This is a genomic window from Fusibacter ferrireducens, from assembly GCF_015352425.1.
In the GTDB taxonomy this organism is placed as follows: Bacteria; Bacillota; Clostridia; order Peptostreptococcales; family Acidaminobacteraceae; genus Fusibacter_A; species Fusibacter_A ferrireducens.
Map to the genome: position 1 here is coordinate 306,284 of NZ_JADKNH010000005.1, position 18,726 is coordinate 325,009.

Annotated in this window: 15 protein-coding genes; 8 read left to right on the forward strand and 7 right to left on the reverse strand. The window is 39.5% G+C overall.

Annotated elements, in window-relative coordinates:
- Positions 1 to 21 precede the first annotated feature (21 nt).
- Together ISU02_RS10235 and ISU02_RS10240 are read right to left on the reverse strand one after the other, a co-directional pair.
- Complete coding sequence (locus ISU02_RS10235) at positions 22 to 609, reverse strand: class I SAM-dependent DNA methyltransferase (protein ID WP_194701729.1); 588 nt, start codon at positions 607 to 609, stop codon at positions 22 to 24.
- Between the two features lie 80 nt (positions 610 to 689).
- Positions 690 to 1,439, reverse strand: coding sequence for an MBL fold metallo-hydrolase (locus ISU02_RS10240; RefSeq protein WP_194701730.1), 750 nt, complete (start codon positions 1,437 to 1,439; stop codon positions 690 to 692).
- A 182-nt stretch (positions 1,440 to 1,621) separates the two neighbouring features.
- Here ISU02_RS10240 and ISU02_RS10245 point away from each other — a divergent pair, with 182 nt between their 5' ends.
- Both ISU02_RS10245 and ISU02_RS10250 read left to right on the forward strand, forming a co-directional pair.
- Positions 1,622 to 2,035 carry an Lrp/AsnC family transcriptional regulator gene (locus ISU02_RS10245; protein ID WP_194701731.1) on the forward strand — a complete coding sequence of 138 codons (414 nt, stop codon included), beginning with the start codon at positions 1,622 to 1,624 and terminating at the stop codon, positions 2,033 to 2,035.
- Between the two features lie 166 nt (positions 2,036 to 2,201).
- Positions 2,202 to 3,239, forward strand: coding sequence for a Gfo/Idh/MocA family oxidoreductase (locus ISU02_RS10250; protein ID WP_194701732.1), 1,038 nt, complete (start codon positions 2,202 to 2,204; stop codon positions 3,237 to 3,239).
- A 72-nt stretch (positions 3,240 to 3,311) separates the two neighbouring features.
- Here the strand turns inward: ISU02_RS10250 and ISU02_RS10255 are convergent, their stop codons facing one another.
- The gene (locus ISU02_RS10255; protein WP_194701733.1) at positions 3,312 to 4,742 is read right to left on the reverse strand and encodes an S-layer homology domain-containing protein; all 1,431 of its coding nucleotides are present in this window, start codon (positions 4,740 to 4,742) and stop codon (positions 3,312 to 3,314) included.
- Between the two features lie 301 nt (positions 4,743 to 5,043).
- On the opposite strand from ISU02_RS10255, the gene ISU02_RS10260 reads away from it, so the two are divergent.
- Positions 5,044 to 6,012, forward strand: a complete 969-nt coding sequence (locus tag ISU02_RS10260; protein WP_194701734.1) for an AraC family transcriptional regulator — start codon at positions 5,044 to 5,046, stop codon at positions 6,010 to 6,012.
- A 95-nt stretch (positions 6,013 to 6,107) separates the two neighbouring features.
- On the opposite strand, the gene ISU02_RS10265 is transcribed toward ISU02_RS10260, so the two are convergent.
- Genes ISU02_RS10265 through ISU02_RS10280 form a run of 4 tightly spaced genes read right to left on the reverse strand, consistent with a single transcriptional unit; the run spans position 6,108 to position 12,344 of the window.
- Positions 6,108 to 6,869 carry an ABC transporter ATP-binding protein gene (locus tag ISU02_RS10265; RefSeq protein ID WP_194701735.1) on the reverse strand — a complete coding sequence of 254 codons (762 nt, stop codon included), beginning with the start codon at positions 6,867 to 6,869 and terminating at the stop codon, positions 6,108 to 6,110.
- Positions 6,859 to 7,842, reverse strand: coding sequence for an ABC transporter ATP-binding protein (locus tag ISU02_RS10270; RefSeq protein WP_194701736.1), 984 nt, complete (start codon positions 7,840 to 7,842; stop codon positions 6,859 to 6,861). Before ISU02_RS10270 ends, ISU02_RS10265 begins: the two co-directional genes overlap by 11 nt.
- Positions 7,843 to 7,860: 18 nt before the next feature.
- On the reverse strand, positions 7,861 to 10,023 hold the full coding sequence (locus ISU02_RS10275) for an ABC transporter permease (protein WP_194701737.1): 2,163 nt from the start codon (positions 10,021 to 10,023) through the stop codon (positions 7,861 to 7,863).
- Entirely contained in the window at positions 10,020 to 12,344 is a 2,325-nt protein-coding gene (locus ISU02_RS10280; RefSeq protein WP_194701738.1) for an ABC transporter permease subunit, read from the reverse strand. Before ISU02_RS10280 ends, ISU02_RS10275 begins: the two co-directional genes overlap by 4 nt.
- Positions 12,345 to 12,706: 362 nt before the next feature.
- Here ISU02_RS10280 and ISU02_RS10285 point away from each other — a divergent pair, with 362 nt between their 5' ends.
- The 5 genes from ISU02_RS10285 (at position 12,707) to ISU02_RS10305 (ending at position 18,532) form a co-directional block, all read left to right on the forward strand.
- A complete protein-coding gene (locus ISU02_RS10285; RefSeq protein WP_194701739.1) occupies positions 12,707 to 13,531 on the forward strand; it encodes a MerR family transcriptional regulator in 825 nt (274 codons plus the stop codon).
- Between the two features lie 87 nt (positions 13,532 to 13,618).
- Positions 13,619 to 15,865 (forward strand): formate C-acetyltransferase, encoded by a 2,247-nt coding sequence (gene pflB / locus ISU02_RS10290; RefSeq protein ID WP_194701740.1) that lies wholly within the window; start codon positions 13,619 to 13,621, stop codon positions 15,863 to 15,865.
- A gap of 21 nt (positions 15,866 to 15,886) precedes the next feature.
- Positions 15,887 to 16,717 (forward strand): pyruvate formate-lyase-activating protein, encoded by an 831-nt coding sequence (pflA, locus tag ISU02_RS10295; protein WP_228727780.1) that lies wholly within the window; start codon positions 15,887 to 15,889, stop codon positions 16,715 to 16,717.
- Positions 16,718 to 16,745: 28 nt separating this feature from the next.
- Positions 16,746 to 17,468 (forward strand): Crp/Fnr family transcriptional regulator, encoded by a 723-nt coding sequence (locus tag ISU02_RS10300; protein WP_194701741.1) that lies wholly within the window; start codon positions 16,746 to 16,748, stop codon positions 17,466 to 17,468.
- 47 nt (positions 17,469 to 17,515) lie between these two features.
- Complete coding sequence (locus ISU02_RS10305; protein ID WP_194701742.1) at positions 17,516 to 18,532, forward strand: pirin family protein; 1,017 nt, start codon at positions 17,516 to 17,518, stop codon at positions 18,530 to 18,532.
- The last annotated feature ends 194 nt before the right edge of the window (positions 18,533 to 18,726 follow it).

The window sequence follows — 18,726 nt, forward strand, 5'->3', positions numbered from 1 at the left end:
TAAGTTGCTGGAATAGCGGCGTTATTTTTTCTCGCAAAGGAAAAAGAAGAAGTCTTGATCTAAAATGGTATCCAGTCTAAAATGATTTGCTTCACATAACTGAACGAGTGTATCATCCGAAGGTATTGGGTCATGAGATATTGAATAGTTGATTTTTTGATGATGTTCTTTTAAACCCTGTCTTGTACGTGCATGGACAATGGCGAACATGCCTTCGGGTTTCAAATGGTTATAAGCATTTTTGAAAACCATCTCTAAATTTTCGAAATGTGGGATGCTGTTAAAGATAATGCAGAGATCAAAAGATTGATTTAGGTGAATGTTATCGTCAAAGTTGCCACAGAGCGTTTTTGCATCTGGAAAAACGGTCCTAAAAGCGGAGAGCATATTTTCTGAAATGTCTAAGCCAAGGTATTGAGATATGCCGCGCTCTATCATGGCATCGTATAAAACACCTGTGCCACAACCCACATCTAATACAGCATCTGTGGTGCGGACTTTTAAAAGTGTTAACGTCTGTGAAATGATTTTTCTTTTCTCATCGGTTAATTCTTTTTGCCAAGACTGATAAGTTGCATTGAAATAAGTTTTAGGATCTTTGATGGTCATTTGTGACTCCTTTAGATAAAGCATAAATAGTTAGAGTGTCAAAAGTCAAAAGTTGAGCAACCCACTGTCATAGGATGCACTTATATGTGGATGAGTTCACCGTCAGCTGGGATTATAAAAGAGCCCTCGGAATGTGCGAGCAGATGCTCTTTGAGATTTCCTCTCGTGGTAAGGCAGTGATTAATGGCTTCAAGATGTGTGCAAATAATGGTGGCTTTTGGCGCTTTAAGGCGAATCGATTGAACATCTTCTGGCGTCAAGGTGATGGGATCGCCCACCTTAAAACGTGCGCCGCCAGTGAAGGCGAGAATGATTTCAGGTTTGTATTCGTCCAGTGTTTGGGCAATTGCATCGTAGTAAATGGTATCGCCTGTGAGGTACAAAGTGGGTTGATGGGCTGTTTTTAAAATATAACCAGAACTGGTGCCCATGAGCTTTGCGATTTCACCAGTGCCATGCTGACCGGGAACTCTTACGATTTCAACGCTACCGATCACTATAGAAGTTTCTACAGGATAGAGATTGTTGAACCCCATGTCTCTAAACTTAGAAGCATCTTGAGTTTGACAAATTAAGCCAATATCTTTTGGGAGCAAGTTCCTTGCATAGTCATCGAAGTGATCTAAATGGAGATGTGTCACCAAGCAAAAATTTGGGTATTCAATTTGATCGAGCTGAATGGGGAAGTCCACTCTTGGATTGCGATTATCATTAGAGCTGTTTTGAATAGGTGGTTTATCTTCTTTCGGGGCCAGCATGGGATCTAGTAAAAAAGTAAAGTCGCCGTAGGTCAATAGGCTGGTGGCGTGTCTGAAATGTTTATAAATCATTTGATTCCTCCTAAATCGTTGTAAAAGTCTTTTGATTTGATAAAATAAGAGTATTACATAGGTTTATTTTATTGTATTATATGATTTTCTTTTGATAAAGAGGCCTGTGAAAAAGATGTTATTTATTTGTTTTCAGAATGAAAGAATCGTTAGAGTGTCAATGATATATAAAGGATATAAAAATGATATTGGATACCGTAGATGAAAAATTGATTGCGCTTTTAAGAGAAAATGCCAAGTTGAGCTACAAAATATTGGGTGAAAAGGTCCACATGACTGGTCAAGCTGTGGGGCTTCGTGTGAAGCGCCTTGAAGACGAGGGCATCATAAAGCGTTATACAATAGATACCAGTACTAAAGAAATGGGCACGATGATTGCCTATGTTACCTTGACTATGAAAACTCAGGAACACCAGAAGGTTAAAGCCTTTGTGATGCAACATCCGGAAATTTTAGAAGCCTCTCGAATCAGTGGAGAGGGATGCTATTTTTTAAAGTGTGAGTTTAAAAATCATGAGGCGCTTAATTTATTTTGTGATGGCGTTCTTCAATTTGCCAACTATAGGGTCAATATTGCCACAGATAGGATCAAATGAGTCGAGAAAGCGGTAGAAGTGCACGTGCATAAAATAGATGGAGATTAAACTTTTCAAGATTGAGATTTTAAAATCAAAATTTCAAGATCAAAATTTCAAGATCAAAGTGATAAGATGTAAAAAAACAATATGAGGACATTTAAAATGAAGAAGAGGAGGTAGCCAGATGCAAGTATTGAAAGTAGGTATTATAGGATATGGTCTTTCAGGTAGAGTTTTTCACGGTGCTGTTATAAAAGGTGTAGAGGGCTTTGAAGTCACCAAGATTGTCACTTCTGATCCAGTTAAAAAAGCGCAAGCACTCTCTGATTTTCAAGGGGTTGAGGTTGTGGCGTCGCCTCAGGCTGTTATGGATGATCCTCAGATCGATTTAGTGATTGTGTGTACTCCAAATACAAGCCATAAACCTTTGGCTGAAGAGGCGCTTCGCAAAGGTAAACATGTGGTGATTGAAAAGCCGTTTACGGTGACGCTTGAAGAGGCCGTTGAGCTCATAGTGGTCGCACAAGAAATGAATAAGTGCCTATCTGTTTATCAAAATCGGAGATTTGACAGCGATTTTAAAACATTAAAGCGCATTATAGAAGAAGATAAAATAGGACGAATCGTGGAATTTGAATCCCATTTTGACCGATTTAGAAATCAATTTAAGGGCAATGCTTGGAGAGAAGAAGCACATCCGGGTTCAGGAACTTTGTATGATTTAGGGTCGCATTTAATAGATCAAGCACTTTGCCTCTTTGGGTTGCCCAACGAAGTTTATGGCGACATCAGAGCACAAAGACGTGGCGCAGTAGATGACCAGTTCGAAGTGATTTTATATTATGATGAACTCAAAGTGACCTTAAAAGCAGGTAATTTGGTCAAAGAACCTTGGCCGCGCTATATGCTCATGGGCACTGAAGGTACTTTTGTCAAGTATGGTCTAGACGTACAAGAATCCATTTTAAGAGCAGGTCAAATTTCTTATAATGACCAGTGGGGACAGGAACCCGAAAAGCTTTATGGCATTTTAAATACATTGTCATCTAGAGAGGTCGTTATCAGTGAAAAAGGCGATTATAGAGAGTACTATGAAGCCATTTATGAAGCTATTGTAAATGGTGCGCCTCTTCCAGTAACTGCTGAAGAGGGCGCAAATGTCATCAAAATTATACATGCTGCAATTGAGAGTAATCGTGAAAAGAGACGTGTGGAGTTATAGAAAAAAGACAAGCTCGTGTGAGGGCTTGTCTTTTTTCAAGGGAGAGAGTAGAATAGGTCTATTCATTAAAAACTAAAAATCAATTTTCACGACATTACTTGTTTTCTTGTACCCCTCACAGAGATAGGTAATGGCAATATAGTAAGTTTTGCCCTTTTCAAATTTGGTAAAATCACCATTGCCGTATGAGTCATCTTTGTTGATGGTAATGCTGTTATCGTCACGATCTGTAATGTATTTGAAATAGCCATTGTCGGGATACATTGGCGTGGTATCCGTTTGAGATGCCACCACTTTATAGCCTTGAAAACAGTCTGCTTGAGCAATCGTCCATTTGAGTTCAATAGAATCGCCTTTATTTTCTGCTTGTAAAGTTAAAGCGTTATCTTGATAATTGGTATTGTTACTTGTACTTGGTGAGTTTGGAATTGTGACCGTGATTACATTACCGGGTACTTTTTTATCTTTATAGACTGCAGTGATACTAAAATAATAAGTCTTACCCGCTTCAAACTTGGAAAATTCGCTGCCATTATATGAAGAACCTGCTTTGATCAACGCAGTGGTTTTATTTTTATCTGTGATCCATAGAGCGTAGCCATTTTCAGGGTAAACAGGGGTTTGATCTGTCAGGGAAGCGACTACTTTATAGCCTTCAAAATCTGGATGTGTAATTTTCTGCCATTTTAAAACAACAGCGCTATTGGCATTGCTGTTACCGTAAGCATTGCCGTTACCGTTGTTTCCTGCACGGTCAAGCTCAGCAGAAAGCGTAGTGGCGCCATAAGGTGTATTTGAATCAGAATCAGTATCCGTATTGCCATTTACATCAAAAGTGACTTTTTCTTCACCGTTAAAAATGATTTTTTCTTCTCGAATGACATTCATAAGAAGTGAAGCTGCTTCAGCTCGTGTCAACGATCTTTGAGGATAGAAGTATCTCTGAGTGCCAATGGTTTCACCAATCATTAAATTATTGTTGATTGCAGCAGCGACAAATGCCCTGAGGTTGTTTGAAATGCCATTTTGATCAGCATAAAGAGATAAAACTGTTTCCGTATCCGTATTTTTGCCCAGCGCTTTAATAAGTGCCACGGCCATATCTTCTCGAACGGAAGCTTGATGGGGTTTGAAGGTGTAACCTGTAGCAGTTGTATACCCTGTTAAAAAGTTTTTTGCAGCTTCCACATAGGGGATTGCCCATGTTTCTGTGTTCATGTCTGAAAACGAAGAGGTTGCATTTAGATTGATCTGAAGTTTTAAAGCTTTTACCATCATCGTTGCAAATTCCACTCGGGTTACCGTGTTATTCGGTCTAAAAGTGCCATCTGGATAACCGTTGATGATGCCATAGGTTTTCATCGTTTTAATTGCGTTATAAGCATAGTGCGTTGAATCGATATCTGAAAAAATGATTTCATCCGTGTTGGTTGTGGCGAAAGCTGGGATGCACATAGAAATGACCAACACCAAAACGAGTGCTGATTTAAAAATAGTTTTCATGTTTCTCCTCCTTAAATATGGCCAAGTCAAAAGTACTTGGCGGTAATAGATGTTTATGAATATATTATAGCAGTGTCCATCTCGATAAAGTGAAAAGTCATCGTATCGTAATCATCGTTTAACACATCTGACACGAATTGTGGGCCTTCTGAAACCGTTGCACTAAGTGGATTTGGGCTTTTAGAACTAGTGAGTGTCTCAAGTACTAAATCGTGTATTTTATCGCAAGAATTGTCCTATGTAGTATGGCATTTTCGTTTATAATTAACTTGACCGGTCAATAAATACAGGGGGTTTCAAGATGAAATTTTATCTTCAAAAAGCAGTGGACTTCATAGATGATCATATCTGCATGCCGCTCAGTTTGGATATGATCGCGGATCATATTGGATTTTCAAAATTTTATTTAAATCACATGTTCAGTGTATACACTGGGCTTTCCATTATGGCGTACGTCAGAAAAAAGAAGCTTGAATATGCACTGGATGAACTCAAAACAGATAAGCGCATTATTGATATTGCACTTGAGATCGGTTATTCTTCTGAACGTGCTTTTTCAAGGGCGATTTTAAATGCTTATGGACATTCGCCAAATTATTTTAGAGAAAAAGAGGTCTTAAAGACGAGACGTCTCGTGATTCATGATCTGAGTCTAACGGCTGATGAAGCGCAAATACTTGCAAACTTTCCCTCGAATTTTGAAGCAGTAACACAAAATATGACGGTGAAGAGGATTAGAGATATGAAAAAATATTTAAGCGATGTAAGTTATGAAATTATGGATAAAATGACGGTTTTGAGCGGTTCAATGGTGGGTGATGAACCAGAAGATGCGATTATAGAACTTATGAATCGATTGGCAGAGGCTTACGATATAAAACCTAATAGAGCTTTTGGCTTTGATATTCCCGTTGAAGGCAATGAAGATGTGACTCGGTTGAGGGGTTACGAATATTGGCTGGTTATTGATGAACCCATGTGCTGTAAACTCTCCGATTCAGGTGCTTCAGAATTTGAATTTGAAGGAATGAACATTAAAATCAAACATATACCAGCTTATCGTTATGCGACTTTAAGAATTGAAGATCCAATGTCCGATCCATTTGAGCGCATTGGTACCGGTTGGCGATATCTCATGAGTTGGCTCGAAGCGCACGAGTTTAAATCATCCGATTTTGTCAGATGTGATCTGGCAAACTGTCTAGAAGAAGTCAAAATGGTGGATGGTACAATGGTAATGGATATCTTTGTCCCAGTAGATATAAAATAAAATGAGTGCTTATAAGTTCTATAAAATCAATCGCCACTTGTAAAATGCAAGTGGCGATTTTAAATCCATAGATGTAATTGTCTTTGACACAAGCATTACAAATCAAAGTCAGCAATCAGTTTCTTGGTGTATTCATGTGTGGCATGACTAAATATTTTTTGTGTTTCATCGAGTTCAACGATTTCACCATTTTTCATAACGGCGATTCGATGACACATCAACCTGACGATGTTGAGATCATGGCTGATCAAGATATAGGTAAGGTTCATTTTTTGATGTAGGTCTAAGAGCAGATTGATGATTTGTCCCTGTACAGAGACGTCCAGTGCTGAAACGGGTTCGTCTAAAATAAGTACTTTGGGTTTCACTGCAAGTGCTCTGGCGATACAAATGCGCTGTAATTGTCCACCACTAAAGGTATTGACCTTCTTTTGACGGTCCATAGGATTGATGCCCACTGAGAGGAGTAGCCGTTCTACCTCCAAGAGCTGCTCTTTTTTGGTTAACTTTTGATGAAGTTTGATGGCTTCAAGTAACAATTTTTCAACACTCATAAATGGATCAAAGACTTCTTTGGATTGTTGCATCACAATTTGAACTTCCTTTCGAAAGTGCGTCTCATCGAAATCAAATCGAATTTCTCCACTTGTGGGGGTGTTGAGTTTTACAATGAGCTCACCGGTAGTGGTTTTACCAGAACCAGACTCTCCGATGATGCCTAGAATTTCATTTGCATAGACATCTAGTGAGATGTGGTTCACAGCATGGACGATGCTGCGTTTTCTAAAGAGACTGTTTTTAATATAGTATTTTTTCGTCAGTTGTTTGATCTCTATGATCGGCTTTTTATTTTGCACTGAAACCTCCCTCTAAAATGGGATTGCAGCATCTATAGTAGCCCCCTGCAAATGATTCTGCTTTTGGAATTACTGTTTCGCAAATGGAACTCTTATAAGCACATCTTTCAGCAAAGGGGCAACCCGCTGTAAATGCCAATGGACTCTTTGGGTATCCTTCCAGTTGATAAATCTCGTGTGCTTCACCTTTGAGGGCGTTGGCGCACTTTATAAGGCCAAGTGTATAAGGGTGAACTGCCTTGCTAAAGAGATCATTTGTATCGCCATAAGACATGACGATTCCACCATACATTACGGCAGTTTGATGTGTAATGCGCTTAATGACATCAAAATCATGTGTGACTAAGATCATGCTGGTGTTGTATTTAGTATTGATCTTACTCAGTAATTCAAGGATCTTTAATTTCAAAGAAGCGTCAATGGCACTAGTGGGCTCATCTGCAATGATGAGTTTGGGATTTAGAACCACAGCCAGTGCAATGGCAATCCTCTGCCCCATCCCGCCGCTGAGCTGATAGGGGTACATGTTGAGCACGGCTGTTATGTTTTGAATACCAACATCTTTGAGGACTTCGTGAACTTTTTCAATTTTATAATCCAGACCGTGAATCCTAAAGACCTCTTTAAAATGCCAAGAAACTGTTTTAAAGGGTGAAAGTGTTTGGGTAGGATTTTGGAAAATGAAAGCGATTTCTTTTCCCAAAAGAGCCGTTCTTTCAGCTAGGGTGAGATCTAAAAGGGATAGGCCGTCAAAGAGCACTTCGCCAGATGTGATGTTATAACTGGATGCTTTCATGAGTCCTAAAAAAGTTTTAAGCAGGACAGATTTGCCGCTTCCAGATTCACCTAAAATACCGAGTATTTCACCTCTATTAACACTGAGATCAACACCTCGAATAACAGGAGTCATCATCTCTTGAATCCAAAGTGATACATGGTAATCGCGTATATCGAGGATGGGTTTAGATTTCATTTTAACCTCCAAGGGGTACTAGTAGAGTTCGAATACAATGGATTCCATCATTAGATTCCCAACGGCGTTAGCCAGTTCAGGTGTTAAGTAGTCGGAACTCATATAGAGTGTTGGAATCCCCCACTTATAGTAGAAAGGTTCCTTAGTGTAGCTGGCTAATATCTTTTCAGTATAGGGGAACGTCATATTATCCTTCATCAAATTGGTGAAATTGGAGGCAATCGGTTTGGCGCTAGATATTAAATGTGTATCTAGTGAAATGGATGTGTTGTAAACCGAAGGCATGTCGTTAAATTTGAGATTTGTGAGCTCCAAGTAAAATTCAGAATGCTTGATAGGGTACATATAGTGCTCCTGATAGTATGACTTTCCAGAAATTTCGCCTAATGAGGTCCCGTCCCAAAAGACGATCATGATGCTCTTGGTCAATTGATCTTCAGTTGCTTTAAGTTGTTTTAAGAGATTGAAAATGAATTGAAAGCGGCGTTCGCCTTCACGTTCATCTTGAAAGTTGAGATCAAAGCCCATAATAATACATTTGGGATCATTTTCATCTGGGTGACCTTTAATGATGCCGGCGATATTGCTTAAAGTACCTTGTTGTTGTTCGCTTTTAACGGCAACTGCAAGGGGTGAGGTCAAAAGTGCCTCTTCGTAGATTTTGGGAATAGAGGCGATCAGGCCCTTTTCTATATTTGTTCCCATTCGATTTAGGGGCGTAATCTCGTCAGAGAGTACAAGGACGCCTTTGGCTTCTGTCTTTTCTAAAATCTTATGAGCAAAATTCAACCAACCATTGGCTCTGAACAATGAGGGTTCAATGAGTACATAGTGATCCTTCAAGAGATCAATCGTTTTAGAATCCAGAGCAATGAGGTCAAGCGCTCGTCCGTCTATAACTGTGGCTGTGGCTTCATGTGATTGAAAGGTATATAGATGGACATCGAGTAGATCGAGATCATCGCATTTAAAAGAAATTTCTTCAACCCATTGGTACTGGACATCTTGATAGGGTATGGTATAATCTTTGTCTTCTAGGGGTTGGATTCCGAGTTCTTTTAAACGGTTGATGATGTAATTGCTTTGAGCTTTATCAGCTACAAGTGCATGCGTGGCATCAAAGTTTACGGGTTCACTTTTGCTCAGATCAAAGCGGTTGTATTTAAAGGCTGAAAAAACAATGGGACTGGTGATGAGCGTTGCTGTGAGCACCAAAGCAATCACACCTCGCAAAGCATTTTTTGGACTCATTTGTGAGATGGACATTTTTTTGAGCTGGATTCTCAAACCTTCGCCTACGAGATTAAAGCCTAAAACCACAGTAAAGAATGCAAATGCACTTGAAAATACAATCCATGGCGCGGTTCTGATATAGTTCTTAGCAGAACCAAGCATGCTGGACCACTCTGGTTCAAAGCTGGTGGCTTTGCCGACGACACTGCCACCATCTGTAGAGGCCACAATTCGGAGGTTCCCAATGAAGACATTAAATATGCCCAGTTGCATGAGTAGAGCTAAGACTCTGGCGATCTCCATAAAGAAAAGTACGAAGAGTTCTGGCAACAAATGCGGTATGATATTGGCAAAAATAACATGAAGAGAGCTCTTGCCGATAATGATTTCACTTTTTATAAAATCCTTTTGACGTAATTCTGCAACGCGTTCGCTGATAACATCTCCTATTTTAGCCCACTCCACCAACGTTAATACAAAGATGAAAACACCGGTGGAACCGGTTTTGTTCAATGTCTTCAAATAGGGGATATTTAAAATAAGAATGCAGATCAAAATGGGCGGCACGGCATTGAAGACGTTGTTAAACTGCTCAATGAGCACTTTGGGCATCACATGATCGTAACCAGAGGCAATGCCGACAATCAATGCAATTAAAAATCTTAAAAAGGTGACCATCAGTGCAACGGCAATGGTGAGCTGGGTGCCGTATATGATGAAACTGAGTACATCGCGTCCAGAATCGTCTGTCCCTAACTTGTAAAAGGCATCTGGTGAAAAAGGTGCTGTTTTGAGCTGGAATTGCCCTTGATCGTCCGTATAGCTGTCCAATACATTTGTGGCATAAGGATTTTTATCGGTAAACAGAGAGGGGGTTATAATTACAAGCATCAAAATCAACAAAATAAGACCGCCGGTTATAAGATAGCCATTTAGATATTGTTTCATAGCGCCCTCCTCTGTAACGGATTAATCATAAAAGCAATCGCTTTGAAAGATAAATTTGTAACAAAATACATCAGACCTAAACAGATAGAAATTAAAAGTACATAGGTTGGATCGGCCCTTTTGGTAATGAGATAAGTGCCAATGCCCACACATGAAAACAAGTACTCTACAATGAGCAAGTTTACAAGAATGATTCTGAGAATAGAAGTCATGGTTGAAAACAATGAAGCTAAAGCCATAGGTAGCAGATGTGATATAATCACCTTGCCAAAGGGCACACCTCTCGACAAAGCACCATAAACAAAAGGCTGTTCGAGGAGATCTGAACAATTGAGTTGAACCATCTTTGAAATGTAAATTGTGGGCACGATACTCATAATAATTGTGGGCACAATGTACAGTCTAAGTTGTTCTGCGGTGAAAGGACCAAGTGCATCGTATTTGAACAGCCAGATGATGATCTGAAGGCCTAGAAGACAGAGTAAGACATCTGGGATAGAGTACAAAATCATTTGCAATAAAGTCGTTATCTTTCGAGGTTTTATGGACGTATAGATGCCGATGCATACGCCGAGTACAAGTGAAATCAAAATGCTCAACGAAAACAGACGGACGGAGTTTTTAAAACTAATCCATAGAGTTGCTCTGAAGCTCTTGGGAATAACGGTGTCAAAGTGAGTCGTGATTTGAGTCAAATAATGGACGACGCGTTCGGCATGCAAATGAAATACATAATTCGTATAGCCGCCGTTGTAATCCGTTTTAGTGATGTAGTTTGGAATGAGCAGTATGAATAGCATAATGATTAACATCAATACCGTCGGTATGAGCGCTTTGAGCATTTTAGTCAACAGCATGTAAGGCGTGGATAAGTAGAGTTCGTATCCAAACCACTTATATTCTGGATTCATCTTGAAGACAGCTCTAATGAGAAGCATTATTACAATTATGGCGTAAGTGATCAATGCCGCAACCCTAATTGCAAAAGGGATAAAAGTATAGTCGGTGTCCTTGTAATAGGCCTTGGAAACCATCTTTGCAATTTGATCCGTACCTGCTTTCAATGACGTCATATCTACGGGAATCTCTTGCCCCACATAGGCATCTGTGTTGGGGGCTTGAGAGATTTTAATGGTTGGCACATGATGAGACAGAGTCTGCAAAGTGCTGTCGTGAGCATCGAGCTGAGTTTCGGTAACTGGAATCCCTAAAGCTTCAAAATACTGATAGAGTCTGAGTAACAAAACCGCAGAATTGGTGTTGCTATCGCCGCCGAAAGAACTGTTGTCAGGGGCTCTTGAGCTCACAAAGAGACCCCCATCGGCAGAAGTGCCAAAAATACCTAAGTTGATCATTTCACCACCAGAAGGTAATTGTGCCATGAGTGCTTCAGCACCTTGATTGCCTAGAGCACCAGCATCCGTGAAAGCAAAGTAAATGGTTTTTTGAGGTTTTTCTGATAAATCTGAGCAATAGGACATGAGGTTCATGAGCACTTCAACGCCTGAGAGATGGACGAGAGCGCTGTTATAAATCTGTTCTCCATAGGCGCCAATGCCATCATAAGCAGTATAAAAACAGACATACTGGTCGGATTGACCTTCAACCTTACCAATAATATTTTGACCATTGCCCACAGGATATTGGTCTTTTATAGAAAGCTTTGCATTGGGAATGATGCCTGAAATGGGATCGTTAGGGTGATTTTCATCGTAATGATAGCCTTCAAAGAGGTGATTTTTTGCAATTTGTCTCAATTGCACATAAGCATTGGTCGATATGCGTCCTATGTAGAGGCTGTCCATTTGATGCTTGCCATAATAGGGATCGAGTTTGATGTCCGTTCGATTATAGCTATCTTCAAGAATCAGTAGACCTTTGATCTTATGGTCGTAGGCATAATTCAAGACTTCGCTTGTGAGTCGATTAAAAGTGGAAACGACGATTTTGCCTTCAAGCACAGTGGGGTCAATATTGAAATAATTGCGCTCTAGAAAAATGATATCCCCTTGATAATCGATGGGACCAGTGATGGGGCTGTAGAGCGTCATAAAATCCTTGTTGATTTCAAAGGCGATTTGGTCGTCAATTGAAAAGACGCTCTTGGGATCAAATCGAATCTGATTCATGGCAAAATCATGCTTGTAATCATCCTCAAGAGGTGCGATTTGGAGTGCTTTAAAATGAGAAACGAGCATTTCTTCAAAGCGCTCATGACCATCAGAACCCACTGCTCTGCCATTATAAGATTTATCGGCAATCTCATTAAAATGTGATTCTGAAAAAGTGGAAATAAAGGGTGAAGGCGAATTGAATAGCATCCGAAACCCCAATATTCCAATTATAAGAGCGCCTATAAGGTAGATGTAAAGGATAAGATGCTGTCGTTTAATCATAAGATAGTCCTTTCAAAAATAAAATCAGGATAAAACAAAGACGATAATAGCACAGTAAATCCATCTGAATTGTCAGAAAATAATGATTAATTTATTATATCAAAAAATTGAGAGGGCAAATCATTTTTTTCAAAGGTGTGATCCCTTGGGGTGGATTGCCAGCTTTATGCGTCTCCTGTATAATGACACTAGTTATAGGTGAGGATTACTTTTGAGATATTGGGAAATAAACATTTAATCTTATAATACATATATTGTAAAGCATACATAAAAAGAAAAGAGGGCATATGAAAGATAAATTTTTGATCGGCGAACTTGCAAAGATGTTTAACATCAGCACAGATACTCTAAGACATTATGATCGTATTGGACTGCTAAAGCCAGAATGTGATCCCAATAATGACTACAGATATTATGATATTAGGAGTTTCTTTAAACTCAGCAGGATTCTTTTTTTTAAGAATTTAGATATTTCTCTAGAAGAGATCAATCGTTATATGAAGCATAAGAATACGAGCAATCTGGTGAGCCTTTTAAAGAGGAAGGAAGAAGAAATAGATCATAAGATCAATCGACTCATGAATCTAAAAAATAAGATTCAAACAAAACTTGAATTGCTCGAGAATATTGACAATGAGCTTGATGAGATTAAGATTAAGCGCATTCCTGCAAGAAGAGGCATTTTTTTAGATATGAATGATGTGGCAAGCGACTATGAAATCAAGAAAGCTTTTAAGGCTAATGAACAGTATTTAAAAACCAGTTCGTGGCTGATTGAAGGTCAGATTTATACGTCTTTATCCAAGGAAAACATGGATCAGGGTATTTTTACAAGGTTCAGATATTTTATTGAGGTCGTTTCAGTGGATTCGGAACAATTTTCACAAACCGTTGAAATTCCAGAGCAGGATTGTGCTTGTATCACTTTTGAAGGGCCTTATTGTGAGATGCCAAAGTATTATGAAGTCCTTACGTGCTGGATTCGTGAAAATGGTTATGTCATAGCAGGTGATTCTATAGAAAAGAACATCGTGGATTATGACTTTTCAGATTCGGAATATGAATATGTTTCGGAGATTCAGATTCCCATAGAACGAGCATCTCAAGTGTAAAAGTATAAATATATTTTCAAAATGTGCGTGGAATCACATCTTTAATAATCGAACCGTCTTATAATGAAAGAAAAAATGGAGGTTGCTATGACAAATTATAAGACGTTTAAACCAGGCAATTGGTCAGAAAATATAGATGTGAAAAATTTTATTAATCTAAACTATACACCTTATGAAGGTGATGATCAGTTCCTTGTTGGAAAGAGTGATAAGACAAAGACCGTATGGCGTGAAGCTGAAGCGTTGATCCAAGAAGAAATCGAGAAGGGTATCCTTGGCATTGAAACAAAATTGTTTTCAGGGATTAATCAGTACAAAGCGGGTTATTTGGACCGTGATAATGAAGTGATTGTGGGCTTTCAAACCGATGAACCTTTAAAGCGTATTATGAATCCTTATGGGGGTTTTAGGATGTTGGAATCGTCGCTTGAAGCCTATGGTTATGAAATGCCAAGTGACATGTCAAAGCATTTTCAATCTTATAGAAAGACTCATAATCAAGGCGTATTTGACGCTTACACAAGTGACATGAAACTCGCAAGAACGGTGGGGCTTTTAACAGGGCTTCCAGATGCCTACGGTCGCGGCCGTATCATCGGTGATTACAGAAGAATAGCGCTTTATGGTATAGATGCACTCATAGCGGATAAACAGAAGGATTTTAAAGCACTGGAAACAGAAATGGCAACTGAGAAAGTCATTTTGTTGAGAGAAGAAATCACGGAACAAATCAGAGCCTTAAAGGATATTAAGGGCATGGCAAGTGAATATGGGGTGGACATTTCAAAACCAGCTCAAAATGCTCAGGAAGCAGTCCAATTTTTATACTTTGGATACCTTGCTGCAATAAAAGAAAACAACGGTGCGGCTATGTCGCTGGGCAGAAATACAACATTCCTTGACATTTATATTGAACGCGACATCGAGTTGGGATTACTTGATGAAGTAGGTGCTCAAGAGTTGATCGATCAATTGGTGATTAAACTTAGAATGGCGAGACATCTCAGAACGCCGGATTACAATACGCTCTTTGCTGGAGACCCAACTTGGGTGACAGAGTCTATCGGGGGTATGGGTGAAGATGGCAGAACGCTTGTCACTAAAACGGCCTTTCGATTTTTAAACACGCTTACAAATCTTGATCCGGCCCCAGAACCTAACATGACGGTACTTTGGTCAAAGGCATTGCCAGAAACTTTTAAGACGTATTGTGCGAAAATGTCTATCCAAACAGGTGCGATCCAGTATGAAAACGATGATCTCATGAGACCGATCTATGGGGATGATTATGGTATTGCATGTTGTGTATCACCAATGAGAATTGGTAAAGAAATGCAGTTCTTTGGTGCTAGAGCTAACTTGGGGAAAGCCTTGTTATACAGTATCAATCAAGGTTATGATGAACTCAAAAGAGACAAATCAGATAGGCCAATCAAAGTGATTGAAGGGATTGAGCCAATGAAAGAGGCCGTTCTAAACTATGATGAGGTCTATGCTTCTTATAAAACAGTGCTCGCAAAGCTGGCGAAACTCTATGTCAACACGATGAATACCATTCACTTTATGCATGACAAATATGCATACGAGAAAGGACAAATGGCGCTTCATGATACAAATGTAAGTCGATATATGGCATTTGGCGTGGCGGGTATTTCGCTCGTGGCGGATTCACTGAGCGCGATTAAACATGCGAAGGTCACTGCAATTAGAGATGAAAATGGCATTACAACTGGATTTGACATTCAAGGGGATTACCCAATGTACGGTAATGATGACGATCGTGTCGATCTGATTGCTAAAGATGTTGTCACTTTCTTTAGCAGTGAAATTCAAAAACATGAGACCTACAGAGCATCTTCACAGACGATGTCTATTTTGACGATTACCTCAAATGTAGTCTATGGTAAAAAAACGGGTGCAACACCAGATGGAAGACTGAAAGGTGAACCTTTTGCACCAGGTGCGAATCCAATGCACGGCAGAGATCATATGGGTGCGCTTGCTTCTCTCAATACAGTGGCCAAATTGCCTTTTGAGAACATTTGTCAAGACGGGATCTCGAACACATTTTCCATCGTTCCTGCCGCTCTTGGCAGAACAGAAGAAGTGAAATATAAAAATTTGTACAGCATCTTAGATGGCTATTTTACAAAAGGTGCATTTCACCTTAATGTCAATGTTTTATCCAGAGATTTACTCATCGATGCCATGAATAACCCAAGCAAGTACCCAACTTTGACGATTAGAGTTTCGGGATATGCTGTACACTTTAACCGATTGACTAAGGAACAAAAAGAAGAAGTTATCAACAGAACGTTCCATGAACACATCTAATATCAACAGAGGAGGTAACCTATGAAACCCACAAGAGAAGGCTTGCAAATTGAATTGAATATGAACAACAATTGCAATAGAGAGGCCTGTGATACAGAAATCAGAGGGAACCTCCATTCTATTGAAACCATGGGCCTTGTAGATGGCCCCGGTATCAGGACAATTTTCTTCCTTCAAGGCTGTCCTCTTAAGTGCCAGTACTGTCATAATCCAGATTCGCAACACTTTATGGGCGAACAACATATCTCTGTAAAAGAGGTTGTGGACATGGCAAATCGGTACCGTGAATACTATGAAGCTTCTGGTGGTGGTGTGACTTTTTCAGGAGGAGAACCTCTGATGCAAGGCGCTTTTTTAGTCAAGGCTTTAGAGGCCTTAAAAGCACAAGGCATTTCCACATGCGTGGACACTTCGGGACATGGCGTAAAAAGGTTTTATTCAAAGATTTTAAAGCTCACAGATACCCTTTTGTTGGATATTAAGCATGTGGATCACGCACGGCACACCAAACTGACTGGCAGGGATATGACAGGTATTTTGAGTTTCATAGAAACCCTCAAAAACCAAAATTATAAGGGAACGATTATCATAAGACATGTGATGGTTCCAGGAGAGACAGATCAATTAAAAAGTATGCAACGCCTTCTTGAAATAATTGCGCCCATTGAGAAAAGCGTTGAAAAAATAGAAATTTTGCCGTATCATAAAAGTGGGATTGAAAAATATTCTCAATTAGGACGGACATATGAACTTGAAAATGTCCCAGCGATGGATTCGGCAGTGGCAAGTGAATTTGAGACATGGATTAATCAAAGGCTAAAGTCACAGAAACTCAAAAAGGCCGTTTCCTAATGAAACTTATGATCAAGATAGGATGAATATGGAAAAATTAATTCGATGTAATCGTGTCAATTGTATAAAATGTGGAAAGATGCTCTGCATCAACAATATCCCCTTGTTGTCGTCTCTGACGGATGAAGAAGCGCGACTTATTTCACAAGGGGTTTCCAGTGATGCCTATAAAAAAGGTGATGTGATTTTTGCACAAGGACAAAAGGCCAACAAACTGTATATCATCTGTTCGGGTAAAATGAAGATTTTCAAGAATTCTCTCGAGGGTAAAGAACAGATTTTATACATTTTGTCCGCAGGAGATTTTATTGGAGCTTTTAACTTACTCAAAGAAGATGAATTCGATTTCAACGCAGTGGCAATTGAAGACACTCAAATCAGTACACTTGAAAAGGTAGAATTTGATAAAATCGTCATTACAAATCCTCAAATTACACTTAAAATATTTGAAAAGGCATATGAGCGGATTATTAAGGCAGAAGCCTTAGTAGAGAGACTTTCAAGCAAGAGCCCAGATGCTAAAATTGCGGGCCTGCTCATCGACTTGGTGGAGGACTTTGGCCATAAAACTGAAAATGGCATTTTATTGGAGTTGTCCATAAGCCGTGAAGAAATGGGAAGTTATGCAGGCATCACACGTGAAACCATGTCGAGAAAACTTCAGCTCTTTCAAGAATTGGGTTTGATCCAACTGGAAGGGGTCAAGAAAATTTTGATTTACGATGTAAACAAACTTAAGGCAATGATTTGATTGTCTAAAAAAAAATTGGGTACTAGTTTCTCAAGGAGGATATAGCAATGGATCAAGTTTTTTTGAAAATAAGTCCTTTGGGTTTTGTCTGGGAAACTCAGGACCCTTTTTTATATTGTGTACATCATAGAGATGACTATCCAGAAGGCAATGAAGTACTTGGACCTAAAGAAACACTTGAAGGAAGGCTTTTGGGTGAGGACTTTGATGAAAGAAATGCATGGAAGATGTATCACGGTAAAACCGTACCAGGTTTCCCTGAACATCCTCACCGTGGCTTTGAAACAGTCACAGTTGTTTTAGAGGGCTATATAGACCACTTTGACTCAGCAGGTGCATCGGGAAGGTATGGAGATGGCGACGTTCAATGGATGACAGCAGGCAGTGGGCTCCAACACGCAGAAATGTTTCCACTGATTAAGGCGAATGAAAGAAATCCATTGCACTTATTTCAAATATGGCTCAATTTGCCGAAAAAAAATAAATTTGTGGCACCGCATTATAAGATGCTTTGGAATGAAGAAATTCCTAAAATAAAAAAGAAGGACGAATTTGGAAAGATTTCTGAGATTATTTTAATTGCTGGAGAGTTTGAAGGTGAAATGAGTGCGGCGCCAGCGCCGGATTCATGGGCATCAGAGCCAGAACACAAACTCTCTATTTGGGTTGTTAAAATGGAAGCCCATGCGAAACTCACGATTGAAAATACTTCTGCAACGCTCAATCGAAGCTTATATCTTTATAAAGGGTCTGAACTCATGGTGAATGCATCTGTGCTCAAAGTGAACCACAGTGGTCAGTTAAAACCTTTAGAGCGCATCGACATCCAAAATGGTTCAGAAGCATCTGAATGGTTACTTCTTCAAGGTGAACCCATCAATGAGCCCGTAGTTCAATATGGCCCTTTTGTCATGAATACTGAGCAAGAGATTCACGAAGCCTATAGTGATTATCACAAGACGAGGTTTGGAGGATGGCCGTGGGAAAGGCCTGATCCCGTGCATTCAAGAGAAACCCCTCGGTTTGCAAAATATGCTAATGGCGTGAAACATTTTCCCAAGTAGATTTTAATGGATCAATCCCATGTTTAAAGACATCGTATTAGAAATGTGTTTAGACATGGGATAAATTTTACCCACAATTACTGTGGACAAATTGTGAGTAAGTTGTGGATTGTCAAAAAATCAGAATGTTACAGAGGGTATACTTGAAATTTATTTCAAGTGATTAGGCTGTTAACAAAAATGTTTCAAAGCTG